The organism is Streptomyces sp. H39-C1 (assembly GCF_027158125.1).
In the GTDB taxonomy this organism is placed as follows: domain Bacteria; phylum Actinomycetota; class Actinomycetes; order Streptomycetales; family Streptomycetaceae; genus Actinacidiphila; species Actinacidiphila fildesensis.
On record NZ_JAPVLS010000010.1, the window covers coordinates 99772 to 125926 of the forward strand.

At 69.4% G+C, this 26155-nt stretch carries 28 protein-coding genes; 11 read left to right on the forward strand and 17 right to left on the reverse strand.

Going from position 1 to position 26155, the window contains the following annotated elements; genetic code table 11:
• Window positions 1–2 precede the first annotated feature (2 nt).
• The 3 genes from O3W51_RS09350 to O3W51_RS09360 all read left to right on the forward strand — a co-directional run bounded on the left by O3W51_RS09350 (window position 3) and on the right by O3W51_RS09360 (window position 3105).
• Complete coding sequence (locus O3W51_RS09350; RefSeq protein WP_138357151.1) at window positions 3–776, forward strand: ABC transporter permease; 774 nt, start codon at window positions 3–5, stop codon at window positions 774–776.
• 110 nt (window positions 777–886) lie between these two features.
• Window positions 887–2215, forward strand: coding sequence for an ABC transporter ATP-binding protein (locus O3W51_RS09355; RefSeq protein WP_269285132.1), 1329 nt, complete (start codon window positions 887–889; stop codon window positions 2213–2215).
• Window positions 2212–3105: an ABC transporter permease subunit gene (locus tag O3W51_RS09360; RefSeq protein ID WP_138357357.1), complete on the forward strand. Its 894-nt coding sequence runs from the start codon at window positions 2212–2214 to the stop codon at window positions 3103–3105. The genes O3W51_RS09355 and O3W51_RS09360 overlap by 4 nt, the downstream gene beginning before the upstream one ends.
• An 11-nt stretch (window positions 3106–3116) precedes the next feature.
• Here the strand turns inward: O3W51_RS09360 and O3W51_RS09365 are convergent, their stop codons facing one another.
• A complete protein-coding gene (locus O3W51_RS09365; protein ID WP_138357356.1) occupies window positions 3117–3443 on the reverse strand; it encodes an ATP/GTP-binding protein in 327 nt (108 codons plus the stop codon).
• A gap of 195 nt (window positions 3444–3638) precedes the next feature.
• Between O3W51_RS09365 and O3W51_RS09370 the strand changes: the two genes are divergently transcribed.
• Window positions 3639–4667, forward strand: coding sequence for an LLM class flavin-dependent oxidoreductase (locus tag O3W51_RS09370; RefSeq protein WP_269285135.1), 1029 nt, complete (start codon window positions 3639–3641; stop codon window positions 4665–4667).
• Window positions 4668–4706: 39 nt separating this feature from the next.
• Here O3W51_RS09370 and O3W51_RS09375 read toward each other — a convergent pair whose 3' ends face one another.
• A complete protein-coding gene (locus O3W51_RS09375; protein WP_138357354.1) occupies window positions 4707–5099 on the reverse strand; it encodes an SCO5389 family protein in 393 nt (130 codons plus the stop codon).
• Window positions 5100–5323: 224 nt separating this feature from the next.
• On the opposite strand from O3W51_RS09375, the gene nucS reads away from it, so the two are divergent.
• On the forward strand, window positions 5324–5986 hold the full coding sequence (gene nucS, locus O3W51_RS09380; protein ID WP_198357678.1) for an endonuclease NucS: 663 nt from the start codon (window positions 5324–5326) through the stop codon (window positions 5984–5986).
• A 93-nt stretch (window positions 5987–6079) separates the two neighbouring features.
• On the opposite strand, the gene O3W51_RS09385 is transcribed toward nucS, so the two are convergent.
• The 4 genes from O3W51_RS09385 to O3W51_RS09400 all read right to left on the reverse strand — a co-directional run bounded on the left by O3W51_RS09385 (window position 6080) and on the right by O3W51_RS09400 (window position 10591).
• Window positions 6080–8515, reverse strand: coding sequence for an ATP-binding protein (locus tag O3W51_RS09385; protein ID WP_269285139.1), 2436 nt, complete (start codon window positions 8513–8515; stop codon window positions 6080–6082).
• A gap of 171 nt (window positions 8516–8686) precedes the next feature.
• On the reverse strand, window positions 8687–8986 hold the full coding sequence (locus tag O3W51_RS09390) for an STAS domain-containing protein (protein ID WP_138355950.1): 300 nt from the start codon (window positions 8984–8986) through the stop codon (window positions 8687–8689).
• Between the two features lie 130 nt (window positions 8987–9116).
• Complete coding sequence (locus O3W51_RS09395; protein ID WP_138355951.1) at window positions 9117–9965, reverse strand: 3-hydroxyacyl-CoA dehydrogenase family protein; 849 nt, start codon at window positions 9963–9965, stop codon at window positions 9117–9119.
• An 80-nt stretch (window positions 9966–10045) separates the two neighbouring features.
• A complete protein-coding gene (locus O3W51_RS09400; protein ID WP_244809423.1) occupies window positions 10046–10591 on the reverse strand; it encodes a TetR/AcrR family transcriptional regulator in 546 nt (181 codons plus the stop codon).
• Between O3W51_RS09400 and O3W51_RS09405 the strand changes: the two genes are divergently transcribed.
• The 3 genes from O3W51_RS09405 to O3W51_RS09415 are packed head-to-tail and all read left to right on the forward strand — an operon-like array spanning window position 10496 to window position 12638.
• A complete protein-coding gene (locus O3W51_RS09405; protein WP_381586219.1) occupies window positions 10496–11227 on the forward strand; it encodes an ABC transporter ATP-binding protein in 732 nt (243 codons plus the stop codon). The genes O3W51_RS09400 and O3W51_RS09405 overlap by 96 nt on opposite strands.
• Before the next feature lie 14 nt (window positions 11228–11241).
• Window positions 11242–12051, forward strand: a complete 810-nt coding sequence (locus tag O3W51_RS09410; RefSeq protein ID WP_138355953.1) for an ABC transporter permease — start codon at window positions 11242–11244, stop codon at window positions 12049–12051.
• Window positions 12052–12065: 14 nt separating this feature from the next.
• On the forward strand, window positions 12066–12638 hold the full coding sequence (locus O3W51_RS09415) for a cob(I)yrinic acid a,c-diamide adenosyltransferase (RefSeq protein ID WP_138355954.1): 573 nt from the start codon (window positions 12066–12068) through the stop codon (window positions 12636–12638).
• A gap of 219 nt (window positions 12639–12857) precedes the next feature.
• Here O3W51_RS09415 and O3W51_RS09420 read toward each other — a convergent pair whose 3' ends face one another.
• Window positions 12858–13406, reverse strand: a complete 549-nt coding sequence (locus O3W51_RS09420; RefSeq protein ID WP_164293371.1) for a hypothetical protein — start codon at window positions 13404–13406, stop codon at window positions 12858–12860.
• A gap of 154 nt (window positions 13407–13560) precedes the next feature.
• On the opposite strand from O3W51_RS09420, the gene O3W51_RS09425 reads away from it, so the two are divergent.
• The 3 genes from O3W51_RS09425 to O3W51_RS09435 all read left to right on the forward strand — a co-directional run bounded on the left by O3W51_RS09425 (window position 13561) and on the right by O3W51_RS09435 (window position 17591).
• On the forward strand, window positions 13561–14772 hold the full coding sequence (locus O3W51_RS09425) for a sensor histidine kinase (RefSeq protein ID WP_269285143.1): 1212 nt from the start codon (window positions 13561–13563) through the stop codon (window positions 14770–14772).
• A complete protein-coding gene (locus tag O3W51_RS09430; protein ID WP_198357675.1) occupies window positions 14769–15419 on the forward strand; it encodes a response regulator in 651 nt (216 codons plus the stop codon). The genes O3W51_RS09425 and O3W51_RS09430 overlap by 4 nt, the downstream gene beginning before the upstream one ends.
• Before the next feature lie 150 nt (window positions 15420–15569).
• On the forward strand, window positions 15570–17591 hold the full coding sequence (locus O3W51_RS09435) for a glycoside hydrolase family 18 chitinase (protein WP_198357674.1): 2022 nt from the start codon (window positions 15570–15572) through the stop codon (window positions 17589–17591).
• A 186-nt stretch (window positions 17592–17777) separates the two neighbouring features.
• On the opposite strand, the gene O3W51_RS09440 is transcribed toward O3W51_RS09435, so the two are convergent.
• From O3W51_RS09440 to O3W51_RS09485, 10 genes are all read right to left on the reverse strand, one after another.
• The gene (locus O3W51_RS09440; RefSeq protein ID WP_138355959.1) at window positions 17778–18230 is read right to left on the reverse strand and encodes a DUF2550 domain-containing protein; all 453 of its coding nucleotides are present in this window, start codon (window positions 18228–18230) and stop codon (window positions 17778–17780) included.
• A gap of 97 nt (window positions 18231–18327) precedes the next feature.
• Window positions 18328–18702 (reverse strand): F0F1 ATP synthase subunit epsilon, encoded by a 375-nt coding sequence (locus O3W51_RS09445; RefSeq protein WP_187145018.1) that lies wholly within the window; start codon window positions 18700–18702, stop codon window positions 18328–18330.
• A 164-nt stretch (window positions 18703–18866) separates the two neighbouring features.
• Window positions 18867–20309: a F0F1 ATP synthase subunit beta gene (gene atpD, locus O3W51_RS09450; protein WP_269285147.1), complete on the reverse strand. Its 1443-nt coding sequence runs from the start codon at window positions 20307–20309 to the stop codon at window positions 18867–18869.
• Between the two features lie 5 nt (window positions 20310–20314).
• Window positions 20315–21241 carry a F0F1 ATP synthase subunit gamma gene (locus tag O3W51_RS09455; RefSeq protein WP_138355962.1) on the reverse strand — a complete coding sequence of 309 codons (927 nt, stop codon included), beginning with the start codon at window positions 21239–21241 and terminating at the stop codon, window positions 20315–20317.
• 2 nt (window positions 21242–21243) lie between these two features.
• The gene (gene atpA, locus O3W51_RS09460; protein WP_138355963.1) at window positions 21244–22815 is read right to left on the reverse strand and encodes a F0F1 ATP synthase subunit alpha; all 1572 of its coding nucleotides are present in this window, start codon (window positions 22813–22815) and stop codon (window positions 21244–21246) included.
• 124 nt (window positions 22816–22939) lie between these two features.
• Window positions 22940–23755: a F0F1 ATP synthase subunit delta gene (locus O3W51_RS09465; protein WP_138355964.1), complete on the reverse strand. Its 816-nt coding sequence runs from the start codon at window positions 23753–23755 to the stop codon at window positions 22940–22942.
• Window positions 23752–24297: a F0F1 ATP synthase subunit B gene (locus O3W51_RS09470; protein WP_138355965.1), complete on the reverse strand. Its 546-nt coding sequence runs from the start codon at window positions 24295–24297 to the stop codon at window positions 23752–23754. The genes O3W51_RS09465 and O3W51_RS09470 overlap by 4 nt, the downstream gene beginning before the upstream one ends.
• Window positions 24298–24330: 33 nt before the next feature.
• Window positions 24331–24567 carry an ATP synthase F0 subunit C gene (atpE, locus tag O3W51_RS09475; RefSeq protein WP_138355966.1) on the reverse strand — a complete coding sequence of 79 codons (237 nt, stop codon included), beginning with the start codon at window positions 24565–24567 and terminating at the stop codon, window positions 24331–24333.
• A gap of 66 nt (window positions 24568–24633) precedes the next feature.
• The gene (atpB, locus tag O3W51_RS09480) at window positions 24634–25449 is read right to left on the reverse strand and encodes a F0F1 ATP synthase subunit A (RefSeq protein WP_187145017.1); all 816 of its coding nucleotides are present in this window, start codon (window positions 25447–25449) and stop codon (window positions 24634–24636) included.
• Window positions 25450–25671: 222 nt separating this feature from the next.
• A complete protein-coding gene (locus O3W51_RS09485; RefSeq protein ID WP_138355967.1) occupies window positions 25672–26085 on the reverse strand; it encodes a hypothetical protein in 414 nt (137 codons plus the stop codon).
• Window positions 26086–26155 lie beyond the last annotated feature (70 nt).

The following is a 26155-nucleotide window of genomic DNA, read 5'->3' on the forward strand; positions in this document are numbered from 1 at the left end:
CCATGGCGGCTCCCGGCGCGGTCCTGCAGTCGGAATGGACCAAGATCAGGACGGTACGGTCCACGGTGTGGACGCTGGCGCTGGCGTTCCTCGTCACCGTCGCCTTCAGCGCGATCATCTGCGCAGTGGTGAACAGCCAGTTCAAGACCTTCTCCGCAGAGGAGAAGCTCACCTTCGACCCCACGGGCACCAGCTTCGCCGGGATTCTGCTCGGCCAGCTCGCACTGGTCGTCTTCGGTGTCCTGGTGATCGCGAGCGAGTACAGCTCGGGCATGATCCGTACCTCGCTCGCGGCGGTCCCGCAGCGTGCCTCGTTCTACTTCTCCAAGGTCGCCGTCGCCGGAGCGCTCGCCCTGGTGGTCGGCATGGCCACCAGTTTCATCTCGTTCTTCCTCGGCCAGTCGCTGCTCGGCAGCCACAAAGCGTCGATCGGCGACCCCGGCGTCCTGCGCGCGGTGATCGGCACCGGCCTCTACATGACGCTCCTGGTGCTGTTCTGCGTGGGCGTCGCCACGATGCTGCGCAGCCCGATGCTCGGGCTGGGCATCCTGATGCCGTTCTTCTTCCTCGTCTCGCCGATCCTGTCGGCGGTGCCGAAGGTGAAGACGGTGGCGAAGTACTTCCCCGACCAGGCAGGCCGCCAGATCACCACCGTGGTGCAGGTGGGCGACAACGCCGCGCCGTACGGCCCCTGGGCCGGATTCGCGATCATGGCGGCATGGGTGGTGGCCGCGCTGCTCGGCGGATATCTGATTCTCAAGAACCGTGACGCGTGAGCGGTACCGGCACGGGTACCGGAAGTGCACCCCTGCTGGAACCGTTCGGGCCCCTGTAGCCTCCTAAACCTCACGGGGGCACGTGCCCCGGTTGAAGGCGAGGGGCAAGCATGATCGAGGCAACGGGCCTCACCAAGCGCTATGGCGCCAAGACGGCTGTGTACAACCTGTCGTTCCAGGTCCGATCGGGCGCCGTGACCGGCTTCCTCGGACCGAACGGTTCGGGCAAGTCCACCACCATGCGGATGATCCTGGGCCTGGACGACCCGTCGGCCGGCCGTGTCACCATCGGCGGCCAGCCGTACCGGCAGCTGACCAACGCCCCCCGCAGGGTCGGTGCGCTCCTCGACGCCAAGGCCGTGCACGGCGGCCGCAGCGCGCGCCAGCACCTGCTGTGCCTGGCGCAGCTGTCCGGCATCCCGGCCCGCCGGGTGGACGAAGTGCTGGGCGTCGTGGGGCTGCAGGACGTCGCGTCGCGCCGCTCCAAGGGCTTCTCGCTCGGCATGGGCCAGCGGCTCGGCATAGCGGGCGCCCTGCTCGGCGACCCCGAGGTGCTGCTCTTCGACGAACCGGTGAACGGCCTGGACCCCGAGGGCATCCTCTGGGTCCGCAACCTCATGCGGAAGCTCGCCGCCGAGGGCCGCACGGTCTTCGTGTCGAGCCACCTGATGAGCGAGATGGCGCTGACCGCCGACCACTTGATCGTGATCGGCCGCGGGCAGCTGCTCGCCGACATGAGCGTCAAGGACTTCATCGCCCGCAACTCGACCGCGCACGCCACGGTCCGCACCCCTGACGACGCCGGGATGCGCGAGAAGCTGTCGAAGGCACTCAGCGAGGCCGGCGGCCTCGTGCAGCCCGAGCAGGACGGCGCCCTGCGCGTCACCGGCCTGGAGCTGCCGCGGATCAGCGACCTCGCGCACGAGATCGACGTACGCCTCTGGGAACTGTCGCCGCACCAGGCCTCGCTGGAAGAGGCGTACATGCGGATGACCAGCGGCGCGGTGGACTACCGCTCCACGGAGGACCTGCGCCAGGGGCTGCAGCAGCCCGCCCCGCACCCGCAGCAGGGGTACCAGCAGGCCGGTTACCCGCCGCAGGGGCAGTACCCGCAGGGCGGCTACCCGCCGGCCGGTTACCAGCAGCAGGCGCCCGCCGGCTGGGGTCATCCGCCCACGCAGCAGGCCCAGCAGCAGCTCTACACCCAGCCGTCGGCGCAGCCCGCCCAGCCCTACGCGCAGCCGTACGGGCAGCAGCCGGCGGGACCGCCGCCGCAGCCGTACGCGGCGACCACCGCCGTGCCCGCGCAGCCGCCGGTCGCGCCTGCCGCCCCGGCCGCGCCGGCTCCCCCGGCCGCTCCCGCCGCTCCCGCCGCGCCCCCCGTGGTGCCGCCCACCGCTCCCAGCCTCAACAAGTCCGACAGCGAGGACGCCCGATGACCGCCCCCGTCCCCGCCCCCGGCGCTCCCTACGCGTACGCCCAGCAGTACACGTCGCCGATCCCGGTGCAGAACACCACGCTCGCGCACGCGCTGAAGTCCGAGTGGACGAAGATCCGCACGGTGCGCTCCACGGTGTGGACGCTCAGCGTGATGCTCGCCGTCGTCATCGGCATCGGCATGCTGGTGACCCTGGCGATGACCCACAGCGACTACGTCGGGGCGCCGCTGCTCAGCGGCGGCCTGTTCGGGCTGATGCTCGGCCAGCTCGCGGTGATCACCCTCGGCGTCCTGGTGGTGACCTCCGAGTACAGCACCGGCATGATCCGTACGACGTTCACCGCCTGCCCGAGCCGGTCCCGGGTGCTCACGGCCAAGGCGATCGTCTTCTTCGGCCTGTCGTTCGTGACGACGACTGCGGCCTGCGGGATCACCGCGCTCATCAACTCCGCGGCCCTGTCGGACCAGAAGGTCCCGTCCTCCGCCTACGAGGACTCGGTGATGCGGGATTCGATCGAGGCCGGCAAGGTCGTCGCCCACGGCGGCCAGTGGCTGGGCGCCACCGTCGGCGCCGGTCTGTTCGTGGCGCTGCTCGGTCTGCTCTCGCTGGCGATCGGCACCCTGCTGCGGCACTCGGCGGGCGCGATCACGGCCATGATGGGCGTGGTGCTGCTGCCGCTGATCCTCGCGCTCTTCATGTTCGCCGAGAGCATGCACTCGCTGCGCGACTTCCTGATCAAGTACTCGGCGCTCAACGGGCTCGCGTCCATGTACCGGATCCCGATGGACGGCGGCACCAGTACCGGCTGGCCCGGCCTCGGGCTGCTGGCGATCATCACGGCGATCGCCCTGGGCGGCGCCTACGCGGTACTGGCCAAGCGCGACGTCTGACAGCGCTTTTTTCAGTAGCGCGGTGCGTTACGGGACCGCTGCACCCTCGTGGTGCGGCGGTCTTTCGCGTTCCAGCACGCCCGGTGCCAGTGCCGGCGGTCGTCGACGCCCCCGCCGTACTCCGGCCAGGCCACCAAGTGGCCGACGGCGGGCGGAATCTCCTGGTCGCAGCCCGGGCACCGGTAGCTCTTGCCCGCGGCACTTCCGGCGATCGGCCGAACCGACCACTCCTCGCCCTGCCAGGTCTCGGTACGCTCGGGGCCGCGGCCCGAACCCGACTCCCCGGGACGGTCGGCGGGGCTGTCACCACCGCGCGGGTGGTTTCGACGCGGCGACATGGGACACCTCGCGGTTCGGTCGGATCGGGGCAGCTCGTCCCAGAGTACGCGGCGGGTCATGAGGCGGACGTACCTCCGATCCCGCTCCCACCTGGCCCTGTCCGACATCCACTGCCGAAAATCATGAAATCGCTGCGGTAGGCCGTGCCTTTGGCACGTGTCAAGCGTTAGTGCCTGTAGAGGAGGGAGTGACCAATGCGTGTTGGGACTTTTGTTCTCGCGGCTCAGTTCCCCGGCCAGGGCCAGGGTGAGGTGCTGCACCGGGCCGTACGGTCGGCCGAGCTGGCCGAGTCCGCGGGGCTGGACGCCGTATGGCTGGCCGAGCACCATTTCGTTCCGTACGGAGTCTGCCCGTCCGCGGTGACGCTCGCTGCGTTTCTGCTGGGTCGCACCAGCACCATCGGGGTCGGCACGGCGGTCAGCGTGTTGCCGACCGCCCATCCGGTGGCGCTCGGCGAGCAGGCGGCACTGCTGCACATAGCCTCCGGCGGCCGTTTCACCCTCGGTGTCGGGCGCGGCGGCCCCTGGGTGGACCTGGAGGTCTTCGGCGCCGGCATCGAGGCCTTCGAGCACGGCTTCCCGGAATCACTCGACCTGCTGATGCGCTGGCTGCGCGAGCCCCGGGTCGGGGCGGACGGGCCGCGCTACGCGTTCCGCGAGGTGCCCGTCGTCCCGCGCCCCGACGAGCTCGACGAGCCGGGACCCCCGGTGGTGGTCGCCTGCACCTCCCCCAACTCCGTCCGGCTGGCCGCGGAACGCGGTCTGCCGATGCTGCTCGGGATGCACTGCGGCGACGAGGAGAAGGCCGGGATGGTCGAGCTCTGGCAGCTCACGGCGCGGGCCGCGGGGCTCTCCCCCGAGGTCGTCGCGGCGGCCGGCGCCGAACATGTGTCGGCGGGCGTCGTCCAGATCGCCGACAGCCGTGAGGACGCGGTCGAGGCGCTGGTCAAGGCGATGCCCGGCTGGATGCAACGCGGGCTGGCGGCCCATCAGACCGTGGACGGCAGCGCCCGCGCGATGCGGAACCCGCTCAGCTACACGGAGTTGCTCTGCGATCTCCACCCGGTGGGTACGGCCCAGCTCTGCGCCGACCGGCTGGCGGCCACCTCCGAGCGGACCGGGATCACCCGCTTCGCACTGCTGGTGGAGGGTTCGGGAGATCTGGCTGTCACCGAGGAGAACGTCATGCGACTGGGCAGCGACGTGCTCCCGCAATTGGCCTGAACCGGAGGCGGGAGCACGTGAACCGCTGTCACACGAGGATCAGCAGTCCCTGAACTCCGGTGACTGGTTGAGCAGTTGGGAGCGAACGGATGTAAACTTCCCGTAACTCCCGTCAACGGCCGGGTCGAGCGGGAAAACCGCTACCCGGTGGCAGTTCTGGAACGCGAGTCGGACCCCGAAATGGCGCTGCAGGGCACCGCGTATCGCGTCACTCGCCAGCGCGCGCAGCAGTTGACCGCGCGCCTGTTCGTCCGGCGGCGGCACCTGGTTGTCGGCGAAGGAACCACCGTCAACCTTGAGTTGCGCCACCAGTGAACTGATCATCTCCCATGCGTACGGCAGGGAGGTCCGGACGCAGTCGACGAATTCCTTCTCGTCGACCTCGCCTCGCTCGGCCTGTTCGAGGAGGGCCGGTGAGACGTCGAGCGACATGGGTACTCCTCTCGTGACCCCGCGATGTGCGGGGCCAGACGGACATGGACCGGAAACCGGCCGAGCTTCTCCCGCACGACGGCTTCCACATACAACGGTAGGCGGCACGGTCCTGGCGCACCAGGAGGTAGCGCCCACAACCGGCCAATTTTCAACAGTCGCCCGGACCCTCCTCTTGAGGGCGAATCGCGCACGGGGCGGGGCGTCGAGTAGCGTTGCCCACCATGCGCCTCGTCATTGCCCGCTGCTCCGTGGACTACGCGGGCAAGCTCTCCGCCCACCTTCCGTCGGCGACCCGTCTGCTCCTCGTGAAGGCTGACGGTTCGGTCTCCATCCACGCCGATGACCGCGCCTACAAGCCGCTCAACTGGATGTCCCCGCCGTGCACCCTCAAGGTGGGCGACGACGGTGTCTGGACGGTGGTGAACAAGGCCGGTGAGCAGCTGATCATCACCATCGAGGAGGTCCTCCACGACTCCTCGCACGAGCTCGGGATCGACCCCGGCCTCATCAAGGACGGCGTCGAGGCCCACCTCCAGGAGCTGCTCGCGGACCGCATGGAAGTACTGGGTGCGGGCTGGACCCTGATCCGGCGCGAGTACATGACGGCGATCGGCCCGGTCGACATCCTCTGCCGGGACGCCGAAGGCGTCACGGTCGCGGTCGAGCTCAAGCGGCGCGGCGACATCGACGGCGTCGAGCAGCTCACCCGCTACCTCGAACTCCTGAACCGCGACCCGCACCTCGCCCCGGTGAAGGGCGTCTTCGCCGCCCAGGAAATCAAGCCCCAGGCCCGCGTCCTGGCCACCGACCGCGGCATCGGCTGCGTCGTCCTGGACTACGACGCGATGCGCGGCATCGAGGACGACAAACTCCGCCTGTTCTGATCGCAGGCCGTTCCGCTCACGAGCGGATCACGCTAGGCGCGCTGGGCCCCGACCCGGGCGAACGTCCGGGGGCCGGGGCCTTCGCGTTACGTCCTAGCCGCCAGTGCCGCCGGACTGCGGTTCCGTGGTCGGCGGCGTGGTGGGCGGAGTCGTCGGAGGTGTTGTGGGCGGCGTGGTCGGAGGTGTTGTGGGCGGAGTCGTCGGCGGCGTGGTCGTATGCGTCGGCGAGCCTGAGCCGCCGCCTGTCGTGCCCGGCCTGGTGGACGGCGTGTGTCCCGGCGTCGAGGACGTCTGACCGCCGTTGCCCGGCACCGACGACGTGCCGCCGGACGTGACGGGCTGCGTGGTCGCGGTGGCGCCCTTCGAGGGGGTGCCCGGCTTCGGGGAGGTGGCGCCGTCCGTGGTCTGCTCGTCGGCGGGGAGGCCCGCGTTCTGGTCGTCCGGTTGGGCGGACTCGACGGGCTTCACGTTGTTCGGCACGTTGCGGTTCTCGCTGCTGCCCGCCGAGGTGCCGAGCGTGACGACCGTGCCGATGATCGCCGCCAGTGCGGCGCCCGCGCCCGCGGCGAGGAGGTTGCGGCGGGAGTTTCCGAAGACGGTCCGTGCGGTCCTGCGGGCCGGCGGGCCGCCCGCGGCGAGCCGCTTGCTGATGACCGTGACGGGCGGTTCGTAGGAATCGCGGCCGGGCGCGGCGGACGCCGCGAGGTGCGAGTCCGGGCCGGCGCCGGGTATCTCCAGGCCGGCGCCCGGCAGCGTGAGCGCCACGGAGCCGCTGGAACGGTCGTTGACGAGCGCGAGGGTCCTGCGGCCCACCAGGGTGCCCTGGCGGTCGGCGAGCGCCCCGCGCAGGGCTATGGAGGCCTCCAGCTCGGCCCGGGCCCGGTCGAGGCTGCCGGTGCAGAGTGCGAGGACGCCCAACTCGTGATGGAAGTACGCCTCTTCGGCCACTTCCCCGGCCAGCCGGGCCGATTCCTGCCCGATCCGTAGTGCCCGCTCCCAGGCGCTCCAGTGCAGCGCGCCGGCGAACGCGGGGGCCGCGGTGCGGGCGAGGAGGACGGCGTTGCTGGGGTGTCCGGCGTCGCGGCAGGCGGCCATCGCGGCGAGGATCGCCTCGGCCTCGGTGGCGGCCCGCTCGGGGGCGACCGAGGGGTGGCCCGCCCACCAGGCGTAGTGCTGGGCCGCGGCGAGGGCGAGGGCGGTGTCCTCCGCCTCCGTGGAGAGTCCTACGGACAGCTGCTGACGCACCCCGGCGGCGAGCCGGTAGTGCGAGGCGACGGGGACGGCGAGGCCGCAGGCGGCTATCTCGCCGAGCGCGGCGTCACCGTGGGCGTCGCCCACGAGCGCGGGCAGGTGCGAAGGGTGCGGGCATTCGCCGTCGAGCGCGACGGCGAAGTCCAGCGCCTGCTGGGCCGCCTCGCTCAGCCGGGACGCGAGCAGTTCGGCGGGCGCGGCGCTCTCGGCGAGCGACGGCAGCGGTATACGACCGGCGGGCTCGGCGTCGAACGGGCCGTCGGCCTCGGGCCCTGAGCCCGAGGTCCAGACCGAGTCGTCCCACTCCTGCTCGGCCTCGATCGGGTTGCGCAGGACGTCGCGCTGCCGCAGCAGCGCACCGGCCTGGAAGAAACGCAGCGGCAGACCCTCGGACTCGAACCACAGGTCTGCCGCCCAGGCGGCCTCCTCCTCGTCGAGCGGGCGCTCCACGACGTGCTCCAGCAGAGCCAGGCACGCGACGCGGGTGAGGCCGGGCAGGAAGACCTCTTCGATCAGCGAGTCGGACGCGGGGGCGGCGACGTCCGGGGTCGCGGTGATCAGGAAGGCGCACTCCGGCACGGCGTTCAGCAGCTCTTCGAGCGCGGCGCCGCCGAATTCCAGGTCGTCCAGGACGACGATCGCGCCGACGTCGCTCAGCAGCTCCAGGAGCCGCGGGCGGTCGGGGCGGTACCCGTCGACCTCGTAGACGAGGGAGAAGAGGTCCTGCAGCAGGTCGGCGGAGGTGCGGCGGTAGCCGGACAGCCGCAGTATCCCGTCGGGCGCGAGGTCGGCGCAGGCGTCGGCGACGACGTCCAGCAGCGAACTGCGGCCGGCGCCGGAGGGGCCGGTGACCCGCACGGAGCGGCCGCGGGCGAGCAACCGGACGAGCCGCTCCCGTTCCTCTTCGCGCTCCAGCAGCGGCAGCTCGGGCGCACGCGGGCCCGGGGGCAGCTGCGGGCGGCGGTCCTTCGCCTGCCGCAGCCGGTCCTGCGGGGTGCGGCGCGCGGGAGCGCGCCGCTCCTCCGGCGGGCACTGCGCGACCTCGCTGCCGGCCACCGGGTTGACGGTGAGCAGGAAGTCGCCGGCGACCACCTGGACGACCCGGGCGGGACCGGGGCGACCCGGGTCCCCTTCGGGCCACAGGGTCTCCCCGCCGAAGACGGGGGCAGGCTCGCGCGGCGGGCGCGGTATGCGCGCCAGCGCCATGGTCTCGTCGGCGGCACCCGTCTCGGGCTCTGGTACCGCGAGATCGTCTGGTCGACCGGAGTGTGGGTCCATTGTTTCCGCCCCCCATATGCGTCGCGTACGGGGTCGTGTCGGACCACCGTAGTCCGCTTAGCCGGACCGGTCCGGTTCCCCTCCTCGACCCACCGAGTGGCAGGCCGGAAACCGAACTCTAAAGCCCCGGACAGTATTGCCGAAGGGCAGGGGCGTTGCGCTCCCCTTACATCACCTTTCAGCCTCGATCGCCAGGATTCGGTGCAGTCGTGTGGCTACGAGCAGCCGCTGCATCTGTGGCGGAACGCCCCGCAGCACGAGCCGTCGGTTGACCCGGCCCGCCCTTCGGTGCGCTCCCATGATCACGCCCAGCCCCGCGGCGTCCCACGAATCCAATGCTGTCAGGTCCAGCACAAGATCGCCGCAACCGGAGTCCACGGCGGTGTGCAGGACGGTACGGGCGTCCGCCGCGCTGCGGACGTCGAGACGGCCTCCGACGACCAGCTCGGCATGGTCGCCCTGGATATGCATAAATCGCTCCCGTTGGAGTGATGGTGTGATGGGTTCCGCGATGGCTCACCACAACTGACGGTTCGTCGCATATAAACGTTGCCGTCTGTGAGCGAACCGATACCGAATTCACTCCTGGGAGTGAAAAGGGTTAGTACGTGTAGAAGCCCTGTCCGCTCTTCCGGCCCAGATCGCCGGCGTCGACCATGCGGCGCATGATCTCCGGTGCGGCGAACTTCTCGTCCTGCGACTCGGCGTAGATGTTGCCGGTGGCGTGCAGCAGGATGTCGACGCCGGTCATGTCCGCGGTGGTCAGCGGACCCATCGCGTGGCCGAAGCCGAGCTTGCAGGCGATGTCGATGTCCTCGGCCGACGCGACCCCGGACTCGTAGAGCTTGGCCGCCTCGACGACGAGCGCCGAGATCAGCCGGGTGGTGACGAAGCCCGCCACATCGCGGTTGACGACGATGCAGGTCTTGCCGATCTCCTCGGCGAAGGCCTTGGCGGCGGCCAGCGTCTCGTCACTGGTCTTGTAGCCGCGCACGAGTTCGCACAGCTGCATCAGCGGTACCGGCGAGAAGAAATGGGTGCCGACGACGCGCTCCGGGCGCTCCGTGACCGCCGCGATCTTGGTGATCGGGATGGCGGAGGTGTTGGAGGCGAGGATGGCGTCCTGCCGGGCGATCTTGTCGAGCGCCCGGAAGATCTCCTGCTTGACCTCGATCTTCTCGAACACCGCCTCGACGACGATGTCGGCGTCGGCGACGGCTTCCAGCTCGGTGGTGGCGGTGATCCGGGCGAGCGCCGCCTCGGCGTCCTCGGCGGTCATCTTCCCCTTGGCGACGAACTTCCCGTACGAGGCCTGGATACCGCTCAGACCGCGGGCGAGCGCCTCGTCCGTGACGTCACGCAGCACCACGTCGTAACCGGCTGCCGCCGATACCTGGGCGATGCCGGAGCCCATGAGACCGGCTCCGATGACGGCGAGCTTCTTCGCCACGACACACACCTTTACGTTCGGGGATTCTGGCCGGACCTTAACGCCCGCTCACACCCCGGCGCAGTAGGAAGAGAGGCGGGTCACTCTGTGTCTTTCGTCGCATAGTTGAGGATCTCGTCGCTCAGCAGGGCTTCCATGGCGTCCAGTTTGACCAGAACCGCCCGCGAGACCTCGTTGGGCTCGCCGCCGTCGGCCATCGCGCGGCCGATGCCGCGCATCACCGTGTTCTGCAGCCAGGCGATCTGACCGGCTACCAGTTCGGGCATCAGATCGCCCCGGTCCGCGCCGGTTTCCCGCTCCAGGGTGCGGGTCAGGTCGTCCTGCGCGAGGTTCTGCATCCGCCAGACCTTGGCCATCAGCGTGGGCGAGGAGTGGCAGATCCGCATGAAGCCGGCGTAACCGGGGATCAGGCCGAGCGAGGGCGAGACCATGACCAGCTCGTCGCGCAGCGCGCGGACGACGGCTCCGGCCGCGGACTCGCCGGGCCGCCGGCCGCGCACGATGCCGGAGAGCCGCTCCACGACCGCGTCGTGCCGGTCGAAGAACAGGTCCGCCTTGTCGGGGAAGTAGTTGTAGACGGTGTTGACCGACACATCGGCCGCGTCGGCGATCTCGGCGATCGTCACCCCCTGCGGATGCTCACCACGCTCCTCGCCCCCACCGGCGGCAGCGCCACGGTCGCCGGCCGCGATCTCGCCCGCGACCCCTCGGGGGTGCGTGAGCGGATCGGCTACGTCGCCCAGGCCGGCGGCGTCGACCCGGCGATCTCGGTCCGCGAGGAGCTCGTCACCCAGGGCCGGATGTACCGGCTGGCCAAGGACGAGGCCACCGCCCGCGCCACGGAGCTCGCCGGCCAACTCGGCCTCGACGGGCTGCTCGACCGCAAGTGCGCCGCCCTGTCCGGCGGTCAGCGCCGCCGGCTGGACATCGCCATGGGACTCACCCACCGGCCGCAGATCCTCTTCCTCGACGAGCCGACCACCGGACTCGACCCGGGCAGCCGGGCCGACCTGTGGGACCTGGTGCGCACCATCCGCGCCGAGCACGGCACGACGGTCTTCCTCACCACCCACTACCTCGACGAGGCGGACGCGCTCGCCGACCGGCTGGTGGTCGTCGACCACGGACGGATCGTCGCCGAGGGCACCCCGCGGGCCCTCAAGGCCGAGTACGCCGGCTCGCCCGGCGCGACGCTGCAGGACGCGTTCCTCGCCATCACCGGGCGCAGCGCGCCCCAGGACACCACGCCCGTCGCCGTCTGATCCGGAGCCCCGCCATGTCGTCCACCACCGTCACCGCCCCCGCCCCCACGACCAGCCCCACCGCCCGGCTCTCCCATCTGCTGTCCGACACCGCGCTGATCTTCAACCGCTATCTCCGGCAGACCGTGCGCTCCCGTCTCGGGCTGGTCTTCGGTCTGCTCATGCCGCTGCTCTATCTGTTCTTCTTCGGGCCCCTGCTGCGGGACCTGCCGCTCGGCGGCAAGGGCGACGCCTGGCAGACCCTCGTACCCGGCCTGATGATCCAACTCGGCCTGTTCAGCGCCGCGTTCTGCGGATTCGCCATCCTGATCGAGAAGCAGAACGGGATCGTCGAGCGGATGCGGGTCACACCGGTCAGCCGGCTCGCGCTGCTGCTGGGGCGCACTCTGAAGGACGTGCTCCTGCTGCTCGTCCAGTCGCTGGTCCTGGTGCTGGCCGCGGTGGCGCTGGGGCTGCGCACCCCGGTCCTGGGCGCGGTCGTCGGCTTCCTGTTCACCGGGCTGCTGACGATCTCGCTGGCCTCGCTGTCGTACGCCTTCGCGATGCGCGTCAACACCCCGCAGGAGTTCGCCCCGGTCATCAACGCCGTCAACATGCCCGCGATGCTGCTCTCCGGCCTGCTGCTCCCGATGTCGCTGGCTCCCCAGTGGCTGAACGTCGTCTCGCACTTCGTGCCGTTCCGCTATCTCGTGGACGCCGTCAGGGCCGCCTTCGTCGGCGACTACTGGACGGGCACGGTCGGCGTGGGCGCGCTGGTCGCCGTCGCGTTCGCGGTGGTGTCCGTGACGGTGGGCACACGGGTCTTCACCAGAGCCGGTGCGTGACTACGCTCGGCCGTATGGTCAATCTGACGCGCATCTACACCCGCACCGGGGACACCGGCACGACCGCCCTCGGTGACATGAGCCGCACCGCCAAGACCGATGTACGGATCTCGGCCTACGCGGACACCAACGAGGCGAACGCCGCCATCGGGGTGGCCATCGCGCTGGGCTCACTGCCGGCGGAGGTCTCCGCGGTCCTCACCCGAGTGCAGAACGATCTCTTCGATGTCGGTGCGGACCTCGCCACGCCGGTGGCCGAGGACCCGAAGTACCCGCCGCTGCGCGTCGAGCAGTCGTACATCGACAAGCTGGAGGGCGACTGCGACCGCTTCCTGGAGGAGCTGGAGAAGCTCCGCAGCTTCATCCTGCCCGGCGGGACGGCGGGGGCGGCCCTGCTGCACGCCGCCTGCACGGTGGTCCGGCGCGCGGAGCGCTCGACGTGGGTGGCGCTGGAGCAGTACGGCGAGATCATGAACCCGCTCACCGCGACGTACCTCAACCGGCTGTCGGACCTGCTGTTCATCCTGGCGCGGACGGCCAACAAGGAGCACGGCGACGTGCTGTGGGTGCCAGGCGGCGAGCGCTGACCGCCGTGGGAGGCGGCGGCGATGAGGCAGACCCCGACCAAGCTCCTGCAACCTACGGGCACACGGTGCCCAGCGCCGCGGAAGAGGCCCGACTGCGCGACCGCATGACCTCGCGCCACCGCGCCGCCTACGAGAGGGACCACGGTCCGTTCGCGGACCGGGAGCGGGAAACGGCGGCCGGCATCTGGTCACGGGCGGAGAGTGCCGAAGGGTGAGAGCTCACCCGCGGATCGCGGCGCGCTCGCGCTTCGGCCAGATCGTGTAGCTGGCGGCGATGACCAGGTTGATGCCGGTGATCATCGCCATCCGCAGCTGCCACTGCGTCAGCGCGGCCGTCCGGTCCGCGTCGCCGACCGCCCGGACGGCCGCCTGCAACAGCACCACGGCGATGACCGCCGCGAGCGCCGTGCGGGCGAGGATCCGCCACTCGTGGACAGCGCGCGCCCTGCCGTACTTGGGCGCCCCGGCCGGCTTCGGTCCGCCGGCGAAGCGGTGGGCGAAGTGGCCGTCGGCCCACGTCACCATGGAGTGGCCGTAGGCGATCGAGAAGCCGATGTAGGCGGCGGCCAGCCCGTGCTTCCAGTCGGCGGTGGCGCCCGCGCGCAGGTCGAGGACGGTGGCGGCGAGCAGCACCACGTCCACCAGCGGCACGCAGGCCAGGACCACCGCACCGGCCTTCGGCCGCCGCAGCGGATAGCGCAGGACGAGCCCGGCCGCCAGCACCAGCCAGAAGCCGATCTCGCACGCGACGATCACGGTGATGATCATTACCTGACACCTTTCCCTCGATTTCCTCCAGCCTCGCGGGCGTCCCGCCCGGTTACGTCGTCGCGCCTGACGATCCGCGTCTGCATCCTTCGATGTACCGGTCTACGACCGGCGGACGACGCCCGGACCCCCCGCGGCATGCTGTGATGGAGGCATGCCGCTCGCCCTCCCCCGCCCGCACCCGGTCGATGTGCGGATCGCCGCCGCCGGGCTGCACGGCGGGCTGGTGATGTGGTCGTTCGGCCTCTACACGCATTCGGGCCGGGCGCCGCAGGTCCCGGCCTGGGGGACGTTGCTGCCGCTGGCGCTCATGGCCGGCTGCGAACTGCTGCGCCGGGTCGCCCCGCTGGTGGCGATCATCACCGGCGTCGTCGCCCTGACCGCCGACATAATCATCGGTTCGCTGCTGGTCACGGTGCTGATGTTCACCGACGTCGTCTACGCGGCCGTGCTGTACGGCCCGAAGCGCATGACGCGGTCGGTGCCCGCCGTGAGCATCGTCATCACGACGGCGATCACCATCACCCTCGCGCTGACCCAGCGCAACGCGCAGGCGCTCTCCGGCGGCCTGATCTGCGCGCTGATCTCGGTGGCCCCGGCCTGGAGCGGGATCATCGTCCGCCAGCACCGCGACACCGCGGACGCGGCGACGCTGCGGGCCGAGCAGACGACGCTGCTGGCCGAGCTGGACCGGCAGCAGGCGGTGACGGCGGAGCGCGCCCGGATGGCGCGGGAGCTGCACGACATGGTCGCCAACCACCTCTCCGCGATCGCCATCCACTCCACGGCCGCGCTGTCGATCGACAAGCGCGAGGGCCCGGCGCGTGACGCGCTCGGGGTGATCCGGGAGAACAGCGTCCAGGGACTCTCCGAGATGCGCCGGCTGATCGGGCTGCTCCGGGACACCGAGGGGGACGCGGCGCCGGCCGCCGCGCCCACGCTGAAGGCGCTGGACGCGCTGCTGGAACACGCCCGCGTGGGCGGCGCCGAGAGCGGGCAGACGTTCGCCCTGCGGGACGACCGCCCGCACGACGCTCCCCCGCTGTCGACCCCCGTCGAGCTGGCGGCGTACCGGATCGTGCAGGAGTCGCTGACCAACGCGCTCAAGCACGCGGCGCCCGGCGAGGTCCTGGTCGTGCTGGAGCAGGACGAACGGGCCCTCACCGCCACCGTCAGCAGCCCGTTCGGCGACCGGGACGGTCCGCGCGCGCCCGGTTCCGGTTCGGGTCTGATCGGTATGCGGGAGCGGGCGGAGCTGCTCGGCGGCTCCTTCGAGGCGGGCCTGGAGCAGGCCGCGGACAGTGACGGCAAGGTGTGGCGGGTGCGGGCGGTCCTGCCCTTCGACGGCGGGGGACGAGCAGGATGATCCGTGTGGTGGTCGCCGAGGACCAGAGTGCCGTGCGCGCCGGGCTGGTGATGATCCTGCGCTCCGCCCCCGACATCGAGGTGGTCGGCGAAGCCGCCGACGGCGAGGAAGCGGTGCTGCTGGCCCGTGAACTGCGCCCTGACGTGGTGCTGATGGACATCCAGATGCCACGTCTCGACGGCGTCGAGGCCACTCGGCGGGTGGTCGCCGAGCAGCTCGCGGACGTCCTGGTGCTGACCACCTTCGACCTGGACGAGTACGTCTTCGGAGCGCTGCGCGCGGGCGCCGCCGGCTTCCTGCTCAAGGACACCGACGCGGAGCGGCTGCTGGAGGGGGTGCGGCTGGTGGCGCGCGGCGATGGGATGATCGCCCCGGCGGTCACCCGGCGACTCATCGGAGCGTTCGCCGGGCAACCGGCGAAGCGGTCCGTCGACCCCGCCGTTCTGGACGTTCTGACCCCCCGTGAGCGCGAGGTGCTGGCGTGTCTCGGCAGCGGGCAGTCGAACGCCGAGATCGCGGTGCGGCTGGAGATGGCCGAGGCGACGACGAAGACGCACGTCAGCCGGATCCTGGCGAAGCTGGAGATGCGCAGCCGGGTCCAAGCGGCGGTACTGGCACAGGAGTTGGGTATGGTCCAGACCTCTTGACCTATGGTCCAGACCTTTCTACGCTCACTCACACAACAGATGGTGAGCGGACCATGACAATCACGCGATGAAACACCGTCGGAATGACTGTCGGGCGTGCTCTCCGGGCGGCGCAGGTTCCCCCCTTCCCCCCAACCTCGAGGAGCACCCTTGAGAACAGGAACCGCACAGCTCATCCGGCGCAGATCAGCGGCGGTCGCCACCGCGCTGCTGCTCCCGCTGGCCGCGATCGTGGGCCTGGCCACCCAGGCGAGCGCGGCCGCGGCCGCCACCGCGACCTACGCCAAATCGTCCGACTGGGGCACCGGATTCGGTGCCGGCTGGACCATCAAGAACACCGGCACGACGACGATCACCTCCTGGACCGTCGAATGGGACTACCCGACCGGCACCTCGGTCACCTCCTTCTGGGACGCGACCGTCACCCACACCGCCAACCACTGGACCGCCAAGAACGTGGGCTGGAACGGCACCCTCGCCCCCGGCGCCAGCGCGAGCTTCGGCTTCAACGGCGCGGGCTCCGGCAGCCCGAGCGGCTGCAAGGTCAACGGCGGTTCCTGTGACGGCGGTACGGTGCCGGGCGACAACCCGCCCTCCGCCCCTGGCGCCCCCACGGCCAGCGGCATCACCAACACCTCCGCCACCCTGTCCTGGACGGCGGCGACCGACGACAAGGGCGTCAAGAACTACGACGTCATCCGCGACGGCACCACCGTGGCGACCGTCACCGGCCTCACCTACACCAACACCGGTCTGACCGCGGGCACCGACTACATCTACACCGTCAAGGCCCGCGACACCATCGACCAGACCGGCCCGGCCGGCAACGCGACCATCGTGCACACCACCGGCGGAGGCGGCGGCGACCCCGGCAGCACGTACGCCAAGGTCGGCTACTTCGTGCAGTGGGGCATCTACGGCCGCGGCTACACCGTGAAGTCCCTGGTCAGCACGGGCGCGGCGGCGAAGCTCACGCACATCAACTACGCCTTCTCCAACATCGACCCGACCAACCTGACCTGCATGAACGGCGTCACCAAGGCCACCACCAGCAACCCGGAGGACCCCAACCAGGGGGACGGCGCCGGTGACTCCTGGGCGGACTACGAGAAGGGCTTCAGCGCCGGCGAGTCCGTCAACGGCAGCACCGACACCTGGGACCAGCCGCTGGCCGGCAACTTCAACCAGATCAAGCAGCTCAAGGCCAAGTACCCGAACCTCAAGGTCAACATCTCGATCGGCGGCTGGACCTACAGCAAGTACTTCTCGGACGCCGCCAGGACCGCGGCCTCGCGGCAGAAGTTCGTGCAGTCCTGCATCGACATGTACCTCAAGGGCAATCTGCCCGTCAGCAACGGACGCGGCGGCCCCGGCTCCGCGGCCGGTGTCTTCGACGGCGTGGACATCGACTGGGAGTGGCCGGGCTCGCCCGACGGGCACCCCGGCAACCACTACTCCACCGCGGACAAGGCCAACCTCACCGCTCTGCTGGCCGAGTTCCGCACCCAGATGAACGCGCTCACCACGACCACCGGGAAGAAGTACCTGCTCACCGCGTTCACCCCGGCCGACCCGGCCAAGGTCGACCTCGGCTGGGACATCAGCGCCAACGGCATCTTCAAGTCGATGGACTTCGCCAACGTCCAGGGGTACGACTTCCACGGCTCCGGCAGCGACAACAGCTGGGAACCGCTCCGCACCGGCCACCAGGCCAACCTCTATCCCGACACCCAGGACCCGTACACCACGCACTTCAGCGTCGAGGGCGCCGTCAACAAGTACCTCGGCGCCGGCGTCAGCCCGCGCCAGCTCACCATCGGCCTCGCCTTCTACGGGCGCGGCTGGCAGCAGGTCACCGACGGTGGCGTGCACGGTGAATGGCAGGCGGCCAACGGGGCCGCGCCCGGCCAGTTCCCCGAGGAGTCCGGCACCCGCGGCTACAGCAACCTGATCGCCTCGGTCGGCGGCCTCACCGTCTACCACGACGAACAGTCCGTGGCGACGTACGGCTACACCGGCGCCAACGGCCAGTGGTGGAGTTTCGACGACACCTGGTCGATCGGCAAGAAGAGCGCCTGGATCAAGTCCAAGAACCTGCTCGGCGCGATGATCTGGGAGATGTCCGGTGACACCGGAACCCTCATGACGTCCGTGGACAGCGGGCTCAAGTAGAAGCCCCCCGGCCGGGGCCCGACACGCCGCCCGTCGTCCCCGGCCGGGGACACACAGAAAAACCCTCAAGCGCCGGGCGGGCTGATCATTCAGCCCGCCCGGCGCTCGAGGGCAAAAGCACTAAGCCACATTGACCCTCCCCCAGACTCCGTCCGGGGGTGCCCCCATACAGCGAGGCCCCTCTATTTAAGCCACATTGACTCGCTGGCCGGGAGGCGCGGCCTCCAGCCAGGCCAGGAAGCCCGTCAGGGCGTCCTCGCTCATCGCCAGCTGCAGCCGGGTGCCGCGGTGCGCGCACAGCAGCACGGTGGCGTCGGAGAGCAGTGCCAGCTCCTCCTGGCCCTGCGGGGGCCGACGGCTGAGCACCTCGATCGCGGGACGGTCCAGCACGCGCCGCGGCCGCGGCGAGTACGAGAAGACCCGGAACCACTCGATCCGGTCACCGCTGTACCGGGCCACACCGTAGACCCAGCCCTTGCCGGTGGACTCGACCTCTTCCCCGTCGGCCGGGGCCGGTCGCAGACTGCAGTCGAAGGTGCCGCCGGGGCGCTGGATCAGCCGCCGGCGGAGCCCGAAGACGAACAGTCCCAGCAGCGCCGCTGCCACAATCCCGCCACACACCTGAAAAGCGAGGATCACGCCCACCGACCTCCTCGCCTAGGAATGGCTACTGCCCTTACTGTGCCGGAGCCGCGGACCGCCCCATGGGCTGTCCGCGGCATCCAGGTATATCCGCTCAGTGACCGCTCGAAACGGCGGCCAGCCGGACCTCGGCGCGCCTTTCGGCGGCTGCGTCGGTGTCGGCCTTGGAACGCTCCAGAGCCCGCTCGGCACGCGCGACATCGATCTCGTCGGCGAGCTCCGCGATCTCGGCGAGCACCGAGAGCTTGTTGTCGGCGAAGGAGAGGAATCCACCGTGTACGGCGGCGACCACGGTGCCACCGTCGCTCGTACGGATCGTCACGGGACCGGACAGCAGCACACCCAGCAGCGGCTGGTGTCCCGGCATGACGCCGATGTCACCGGACGGCGTGCGCGCGATGACCATGGTGGCTTCGCCGGACCAGACACTGCGGTCCGCTGCGACCAGCTCGACGTGCAGCTCAGCCAAGACGGCTCCTCGGTTCGGCACCCACCGCTTCCGGCGGGTGTTGGGTCAAAGAATAGTGGAGGTTTCCCCGGCGTTACCGCCAAGGACCCGCTCCCGCGGGTGCGCAGGGGGTGAAAGGTGCTGTCGTACGCACCGTCCACCCCCCGCGCGTCGTGCCGCCGGACTCAGCTGACGCCGAGCTCCTTGGCGTTGCGCACCAGGTCCTCGATACCGCCGCACATGAAGAACGCCTGCTCGGGGAAGTGGTCGTAATCACCATCGGCGATGGCGTTGAACGCCGTGATCGACTCCTCGAGCGACACGTCGGAGCCGTCCACACCGGTGAACTGCTTCGCCACGTGGGTGTTCTGCGACAGGAAGCGCTCGATCCGACGGGCGCGGAAGACGGTGAGCTTGTCTTCTTCACCCAGCTCGTCGATGCCGAGGATCGCGATGATGTCCTGGAGGTCCTTGTACTTCTGCAGGATTCCCTTGACGCGCATGGCGCAGTCGTAGTGGTCCTGCGCGATGTAGCGCGGGTCCAGGATCCGGGACGTCGAGTCCAGCGGGTCGACCGCCGGGTAGATGCCCTTCTCCGAGATCGGACGCGACAGAACGGTCGTCGCGTCCAGGTGGGCGAAGGTCGTCGCCGGGGCCGGGTCGGTCAGGTCGTCCGCGGGGACGTAGATCGCCTGCATCGAGGTGATCGAGTGACCGCGGGTCGACGTGATGCGCTCCTGCAGGATGCCCATCTCGTCGGCCAGGTTCGGCTGGTAACCCACCGCGGACGGCATACGGCCGAGCAGGGTGGACACCTCCGAGCCCGCCTGGGTGTACCGGAAGATGTTGTCGATGAAGAAGAGCACGTCCTGGCCATGAACATCGCGGAAGTACTCCGCCATGGTCAGACCGGCAAGCGCCACGCGAAGACGGGTGCCCGGGGGCTCGTCCATCTGGCCGAAGACCAGCGCGGTCTTGTCGATGACGCCGGACTCGGTCATCTCCTCGATGAGGTCGTTGCCCTCACGGGTACGCTCACCGACACCCGCGAACACCGACACACCGTCGTGGTTGTTGGCGACGCGGTAGATCATTTCCTGGATCAGCACGGTCTTGCCGACACCGGCACCACCGAACAGACCGATCTTGCCGCCCTTGACGTACGGGGTCAGCAGGTCGATGACCTTGACGCCGGTCTCGAACATCTCGGTCTTGGACTCGAGCTGGTCGAAGGCCGGGGCCTTGCGGTGGATCGGCCAGCGCTCCGTGATCTCGACCGTGGACGGGTCCACGTTCAGGATCTCACCGAGGGTGTTGAACACCTTGCCCTTGGTGACGTCGCCGACGGGGACGGTGATGCCCGAGCCCGTGTTAATCACCGGGGACTGGCGGACCAGACCGTCGGTGGGCTGCATCGAGATGGTGCGGACCAGGCCGTCACCCAGGTGCTGGGCGACTTCCAGGGTCAGCGTCTTCAGCTTGCCGTCCTCGGCCGGGTCAGCGACCGTGACGTGCAGAGCGTTGTAGATCTCCGGCATCGCGTCGACGGGGAATTCCACGTCGACGACCGGGCCGATGACCCGAGCGACGCGGCCAGTAGCCGTGGCCGTTTCAACAGTGGTGGTCATAGTGGTTAGTCACTCCCCGCGCTAGCGTCGGCGAGGGCGCTCGCGCCACCGACGATCTCGCTGATTTCCTGGGTGATTTCGGCCTGGCGGGCCGCGTTGGCAAGCCGGGAGAGCTTCTTGACGAGGTCTCCGGCGTTGTCGGTCGCCGACTTCATCGCGCGACGGCGGGCAGCGTGCTCGGAAGCGGCGGCCTGCAGCAGTGCGTTGTAGATCCGGCTCTCGACGTACCGCGGCAGCAGGGCGTCGAGGACGCCCTCGGCCGACGGCTCGAAGTCGTACAGCGGCAGGATCTCTCCCTTGCCGTGCGACTCCTCCTGCGCCTTCAGCGCCTCCGTGTCGAGGCTGAGCGGAAGCAGGCGGTTCTCCACCGGCGACTGCAGCATCATCGAGACGAACTCGGTGAACACGATGTGGATCTCGTCCACACCGCCCTCGGCCGTGTCCTGCTGCACCGCCGCGATCAGCGGTGCGGCGATCGCCTTGGCGTCCCCGTAGGACGGCTGGTCGGTGAAGCCCGTCCAGGACTCCACGACCTTCCGCTCACGGAAGTTGTAGTACGCGACGGCCTTACGGCCGACGAGGTACGAGTCGACCTCCTTGCCCTCCGAGCGAAGCCGCTCGGTGAGCCGGTCCGCAGCCTTGATCGCGTTGGACGAGTACCCGCCGGCCAGGCCGCGGTCGCTCGTGATGAGCAGAACCGCGACCCGGGTGGGCGACTCGACCTCGGTGGTCAGGGCGTGCTTGGTGTTGGAGCCCGTGGCGACCGCGGTCACCGCGCGGGTGAGCTCGGTCGCGTACGGACCCGATGCCGCCACCTGACGCTGCGCCTTGACGATGCGCGAGGCGGCGATCATCTCCATCGCCTTGGTGATCTTCTTGGTCGCGGTTACCGACTTGATGCGACGCTTGTAGACCCTGAGCTGGGCTCCCATGCTCAGCCCTCACCCAGGAGCTTGCCGTCCGACGTCTCAAACTGCTGCTTGAAGGTGGCAACGGACTCGGCAAGCGCCTGCAGCGTGTCGTCGGACATCTTGCCGCCCTCGACGATGCTGTTCATCAGGCCCTTGTGCTCGCGGCCCATGTAGTCGAGGAGCTCCCGCTCGAAGCGGCGGATGTCCTCGACCGGGACGTCGTCCATCTTGCCGGTGGTGCCGGCCCAGACGGAGACGATCTGGTCCTCGACCGGGTACGGCGCGTACTGGCCCTGCTTCAGCAGCTCGACCATGCGCTTGCCGCGCTCCAGCATGCTCTTCGACGCCGCGTCCAGGTCGGAACCGAAGGCGGCGAACGCCTCCAGCTCACGGTACTGGGCGAGGTCCACGCGCAGTCGGCCGGAAACCTGCTTCATGGCCTTGTGCTGCGCGCTGCCGCCGACTCGCGAGACCGAGATACCGACGTTCAGCGCCGGGCGCTGGCCCGCGTTGAACAGGTCGGACTCCAGGAAGCACTGGCCGTCGGTGATGGAGATGACGTTGGTCGGAATGAACGCCGACACGTCGTTCGCCTTGGTCTCGACGATCGGCAGACCGGTCATCGAACCGGCGCCCATCTCGTCGGAGAGCTTCGCGCAACGCTCCAGCAGACGCGAGTGCAGGTAGAACACGTCACCCGGGTACGCCTCGCGGCCCGGCGGGCGGCGGAGCAGCAGGGAGACGGCGCGGTAGGCGTCGGCCTGCTTCGACAGGTCGTCGAAGACGATCAGGACGTGCTTGCCCTGGTACATCCAGTGCTGGCCGATGGCCGAGCCGGTGTACGGGGCGAGGTACTTGAAGCCGGCCGGGTCGGACGCCGGAGCCGCGACGATCGTCGTGTACTCGAGAGCGCCCGCCTCCTCCAGCGCACCGCGCACGGACGCGATGGTGGAGCCCTTCTGGCCGATGGCGACGTAGATGCAGCGGACCTGCTTCTTCGGGTCGCCGGAACGCCAGTTGTCACGCTGGTTGATGATCGTGTCGACAGCCAGGGCGGTCTTGCCCGTCTGGCGGTCGCCGATGATCAGCTGACGCTGACCGCGGCCGATCGGCACCATCGCGTCGACGGCCTTGAGGCCGGTCTGCATCGGCTCGTGCACCGACTTACGCGCCATGACGCCGGGAGCCTGCAGCTCCAGGGCGCGACGGGCGTCCGTCTCGATCTCGCCGAGGCCGTCGATCGGGTTGCCGAGCGGGTCGACGACCCGGCCCAGGTAACCCTCGCCGACTGCGACGGACAGGACCTCTCCGGTGCGTCGCACCGGCTGGCCCTCCTCGATACCGCTGAACTCGCCGAGGACGATAGCGCCGATCTCGCGCTCTTCGAGGTTCAGCGCGAGACCGAGGGTCCCGTCCTCGAACTTCAGCAGTTCGTTCGCCATGGCCGAGGGAAGACCCTCGACCTTCGCGATGCCGTCACCGGCCTCGCTGACCGTGCCGACCTCCTCGCGCGAGGCGGCGTCCGGCTGGTACGACTGGACAAAGGTCTCCAGCGCGTCCCGGATCTCCTCCGGCCGGATCGTGAGCTCCGCCATCTGGGTTCCCTGCTCTCCTTGTTGGGCCCGAAGTTTCCTGCGGGTGCCTGGGGGTCGTCCCCGGCAGGCACCTCGCTACGGCCCAACTCGGGCCGCGGTCATGCTCTTGAGTTGGTGGCTGGTCTCAGCCGGCCATCCGCCGGGCCGCCTCTTCGAGACGGTCGGCGATGGTGCCGTTGATGACCTCTTCGCCTACGCGCACCGTGATCCCGCCGAGGACCGTGGGGTCCACGTCGAGGTTCAGGTGCACCTGCCGGCCGTACAGCTTGGCCAGCGCGGCGCCGAGGCGCTGCTTCTGCTGGTCGGTCAGCGGTACGGCCGAGACCACCACCGCGACCATCCGATTACGGCGGGCGGCTGCCAGCTTGGACAGGGCTTCGAGCCCTGCTTCCAGGCTACGTCCCCGCGGGTGGGTGACAAGCCGGGCGACCAGTCGCTCGGTGACCGGGCTGACCCGGCCGTCGAGCAGTGAGCGCAGCAGCTCGGCCTTGGCCGAGGTCACCACGACCTTGTCGGTCAGCGCGGCCCGCAGCTCGCTGCTGCCGGAGACGATCCGGCCGAAGCGGAACAGCTCGTCCTCGACGTCGTCGAGAGCGCCCGCGCGCTGGGCGGCGACCAGGTCCGCGGCGTAGGAAAGCTCCTCCACCGCGTCCGTCAGGTCACGCGACCGGGACCAGCGGGAGCGGACCAGGCCCGACACGAGGTCGAGGGTCTCTCCGCCGATCTGGCCGCCGAGCAGTTGCTCGGCCAGTCCTGCCTTGGCCTCGCCGGTCTTCGCCGGGTCGGTCAGGGCACGCCGCAGCGATCCCTCGCGGTCGAGCAGCCCCGTGACGGAGGCCAGCTCTTCCCCGAGCTTCGCCGCGTCGACGGACGTGTTGTCCGTCAGCGCGTCGAGCTGCTCGCGTCCGGCGGCCAGTGCCTCGCGGCTCGCGCCGTTCATCGCGTGGCCTCGGCCTTCTCCTCGAGCTCGTCGAGGAAACGGTCGATGGTGCGGCTCTGCCGGGCGGTGTCCTCGAGGGACTCGCCGACGAGCTTGCCGGCCAGGTCGGTGGCGAGCTTGCCCACGTCCTGGCGCAGCGCCTGCGCGGCGGCCTTGCGGTCGGCCGCGATCTGCGCGTGGCCGGCCGTGACGATGTCCTCGCGCTGCCGCTGGCCTTCCGCGCGCATCTCGGCGATGAGCGCGGCGCCCTGCTCCTGCGCCTCCTGGCGCAGTCGCGCGGCTTCGTGCCGGGCCTCGGAGAGCTGCTCGCGGTACTGCTCGAGCGTCTGCTGCGCCTCGGCCTGGGTGGCCTCGGCCTTCTCCATGCCGCCTTCGATGGCCTCGCGGCGCTCGTCCAGAACCTTGTTGATGTTCGGGAGGAGCTTCTTGGCAAGGAAAATGAAGACGATGGCGAAGGCGATCAGCCCGATGATGAGCTCGGGGATCGGCGGGATGAGGGGGTTTTCCGCCTCCTCCGCAGCGAGCTGAACCAGGGGGTTCACATCAGTGCCTTTCGTCGAAGATGCGTCGGCTGATTACTTGCCGAACACGAACGGCATGACGATGCCGATCAGCGCGAGTGCCTCACAGAACGCGAAGCCGAGGATCTGGTTCTGACGGATCAGGCCGGCGGCCTCGGGCTGGCGGGCCAGGGCCTGCGTGCCGTTACCGAAGATGATGCCGATACCAATGCCGGGGCCGATGGCCGCGAGGCCGTAGCCGATCGAGCCGAGGGAGCCGGAGACGGCAGCGAGGTTCTCCACAGCGGACATGCTGTTTCTTCCTTCTCTTTCACAAGCCGGTGGGGGTTGGCCACCGGACGTCTGGGTGGGATGGGCTCAGTGGTGCTCGGCGAGCGCGCCCTGGATGTAGTTGGCGGCCAGGACGACGAAGACGTAGGCCTGGACTGCCTGGATGAAGAGCTCGAAGGCGGTCAGCACGATCACCATCACGAACGAGACACCGGCGTAGGCGATACCGACATCGTTGAGCAGGTACCAGCTGGCAATGGTGAACATCAGCAGCAGCAGGTGGCCGGCGAACATGTTCGCGAAGAGCCGGACCGTGTGCGTGAAAGGACGCACAAGGACGTTCGAGAAGAACTCGATGCCGACGGCCATGGGGAGCACCGCGCCGAGCGACTTGTCGTAGCCGGTGATGTTCTTCAGTCCGCCGACGAAGCCGTGCGTCTTGAAGGTCAGCGTCATCCAGGTGACGTAGACGATCGCTGCCATCCCTGCGGGGAAGGCGATGATCGATGTCACCGGGAACTGGGCGACCGGAACGATCGACCACAGGTTCATGATCCAGACCATGAAGAACAGCGAGACCAGCAGCGGAACGTACTTCTCGCCCTGCTTCTTGCCGAGCGACTCGTAGACGATCCCGCGACGCACGAAGTCGTATCCGGCCTCGCCGATCATCTGCAGCTTGCCCGGGACCAGCTTCGGCCGGTTGAAGGCCGCCCAGAAGAATCCGACGACGACGACCGTGCTCAGCAGAGCAAGCAGCATCGGCTTGTTGAAGTCGAAGCTGCCGATACTGAAGATCGGTTCGAAGACGAAGGAGTGCAGACCCGGGGAGGGGAAGCCGCAGTGGCTCGAGTCGAAGATGTGGCAGTCGGTCTCGAAGGCGAGAACCTGGTCAGCACTCACCGCGAGCTCCTTCAGCGTGGCACATGGGTAGGGCAACCTCGATGTGTCGGCGCGGCGTGCAGCCACGGAACGGCACTGGACTGGTCTTGCAGATGTGGGGGCGGCGCATCGGCTTCGAGCCGAGAGGCTGAGCAGGCAATCTCGCCGCCCGCGCCAGCTCTGCCGCAGTTGAGACCGGACGATAGCAAATGAGCGGCGACGCCTTTACCGCGCCCCTACCATTCACGACGTGGACCCTGCGGAATCCGGGTCCACGTAGAAGATCTTGGCCTTCATATGAGCGCGAGCCTGGGCAAGGATCCAGACCAGGGACGCAGCGAGCACCGAGAAGGCGAAAGTCGGCAGGTCGAACAGCGTGGTGTGCTTGAACAGCGCAAGGATGATCGCGAGCACCAACAGCTGAGTCGTGTAGAGCATCAGGCCCATGGCCTGGAACAGATGTGGCAGGGACCTCGCGGTCCGCTGCAGCGCGAACAAGCCAATACCCATGAAGATCATGACGATCACAGCACCGAGGGCGCCGCCGATCGCTCCTTTGCCACCGGTGACCATGCCACCGACAGCGACAGCGATGACGCCGGCCGCAACGGTGGGGACAGCGCAGTGAAGGAACGTTCGGACGTCGTTGGACTGCATGGTGGCAGCTCCTCCGGCGGGAGTTGGGGGAAAGCGGCTGGTCGTCGGAGACGAGCGTAGACCCGGACCG

What these genes read in the sequence shown, in the direction of transcription:
- O3W51_RS09430 (WP_198357675.1), top strand. Translation starts at nt 14,769, where the DNA reads ATGATCCGTGTGGTGGTCGCCGAGGACCAGAGTGCCGTGCGCGCCGGG.
- O3W51_RS09485 (WP_138355967.1), bottom strand. Translation starts at nt 26,085, where the DNA reads ATGCAGTCCAACGACGTCCGAACGTTCCTTCACTGCGCTGTCCCCACC.
- O3W51_RS09465 (WP_138355964.1), bottom strand. Translation starts at nt 23,755, where the DNA reads ATGAACGGCGCGAGCCGCGAGGCACTGGCCGCCGGACGCGAGCAGCTC.
- O3W51_RS09455 (WP_138355962.1), bottom strand. Translation starts at nt 21,241, where the DNA reads ATGGGAGCCCAGCTCAGGGTCTACAAGCGTCGCATCAAGTCGGTAACC.
- O3W51_RS09350 (WP_138357151.1), top strand. Translation starts at nt 3, where the DNA reads ATGGCGGCTCCCGGCGCGGTCCTGCAGTCGGAATGGACCAAGATCAGG.
- atpA (WP_138355963.1), bottom strand. Translation starts at nt 22,815, where the DNA reads ATGGCGGAGCTCACGATCCGGCCGGAGGAGATCCGGGACGCGCTGGAG.
- O3W51_RS09425 (WP_269285143.1), top strand. Translation starts at nt 13,561, where the DNA reads ATGCCGCTCGCCCTCCCCCGCCCGCACCCGGTCGATGTGCGGATCGCC.
- O3W51_RS09420 (WP_164293371.1), bottom strand. Translation starts at nt 13,406, where the DNA reads ATGATCATCACCGTGATCGTCGCGTGCGAGATCGGCTTCTGGCTGGTG.
- atpD (WP_269285147.1), bottom strand. Translation starts at nt 20,309, where the DNA reads ATGACCACCACTGTTGAAACGGCCACGGCTACTGGCCGCGTCGCTCGG.
- O3W51_RS09370 (WP_269285135.1), top strand. Translation starts at nt 3,639, where the DNA reads ATGCGTGTTGGGACTTTTGTTCTCGCGGCTCAGTTCCCCGGCCAGGGC.
- O3W51_RS09415 (WP_138355954.1), top strand. Translation starts at nt 12,066, where the DNA reads ATGGTCAATCTGACGCGCATCTACACCCGCACCGGGGACACCGGCACG.
- O3W51_RS09355 (WP_269285132.1), top strand. Translation starts at nt 887, where the DNA reads ATGATCGAGGCAACGGGCCTCACCAAGCGCTATGGCGCCAAGACGGCT.
- O3W51_RS09410 (WP_138355953.1), top strand. Translation starts at nt 11,242, where the DNA reads ATGTCGTCCACCACCGTCACCGCCCCCGCCCCCACGACCAGCCCCACC.
- O3W51_RS09390 (WP_138355950.1), bottom strand. Translation starts at nt 8,986, where the DNA reads ATGCATATCCAGGGCGACCATGCCGAGCTGGTCGTCGGAGGCCGTCTC.
- O3W51_RS09360 (WP_138357357.1), top strand. Translation starts at nt 2,212, where the DNA reads ATGACCGCCCCCGTCCCCGCCCCCGGCGCTCCCTACGCGTACGCCCAG.
- atpE (WP_138355966.1), bottom strand. Translation starts at nt 24,567, where the DNA reads ATGTCCGCTGTGGAGAACCTCGCTGCCGTCTCCGGCTCCCTCGGCTCG.
- O3W51_RS09385 (WP_269285139.1), bottom strand. Translation starts at nt 8,515, where the DNA reads ATGGACCCACACTCCGGTCGACCAGACGATCTCGCGGTACCAGAGCCC.
- O3W51_RS09375 (WP_138357354.1), bottom strand. Translation starts at nt 5,099, where the DNA reads ATGTCGCTCGACGTCTCACCGGCCCTCCTCGAACAGGCCGAGCGAGGC.
- nucS (WP_198357678.1), top strand. Translation starts at nt 5,324, where the DNA reads ATGCGCCTCGTCATTGCCCGCTGCTCCGTGGACTACGCGGGCAAGCTC.
- O3W51_RS09365 (WP_138357356.1), bottom strand. Translation starts at nt 3,443, where the DNA reads ATGTCGCCGCGTCGAAACCACCCGCGCGGTGGTGACAGCCCCGCCGAC.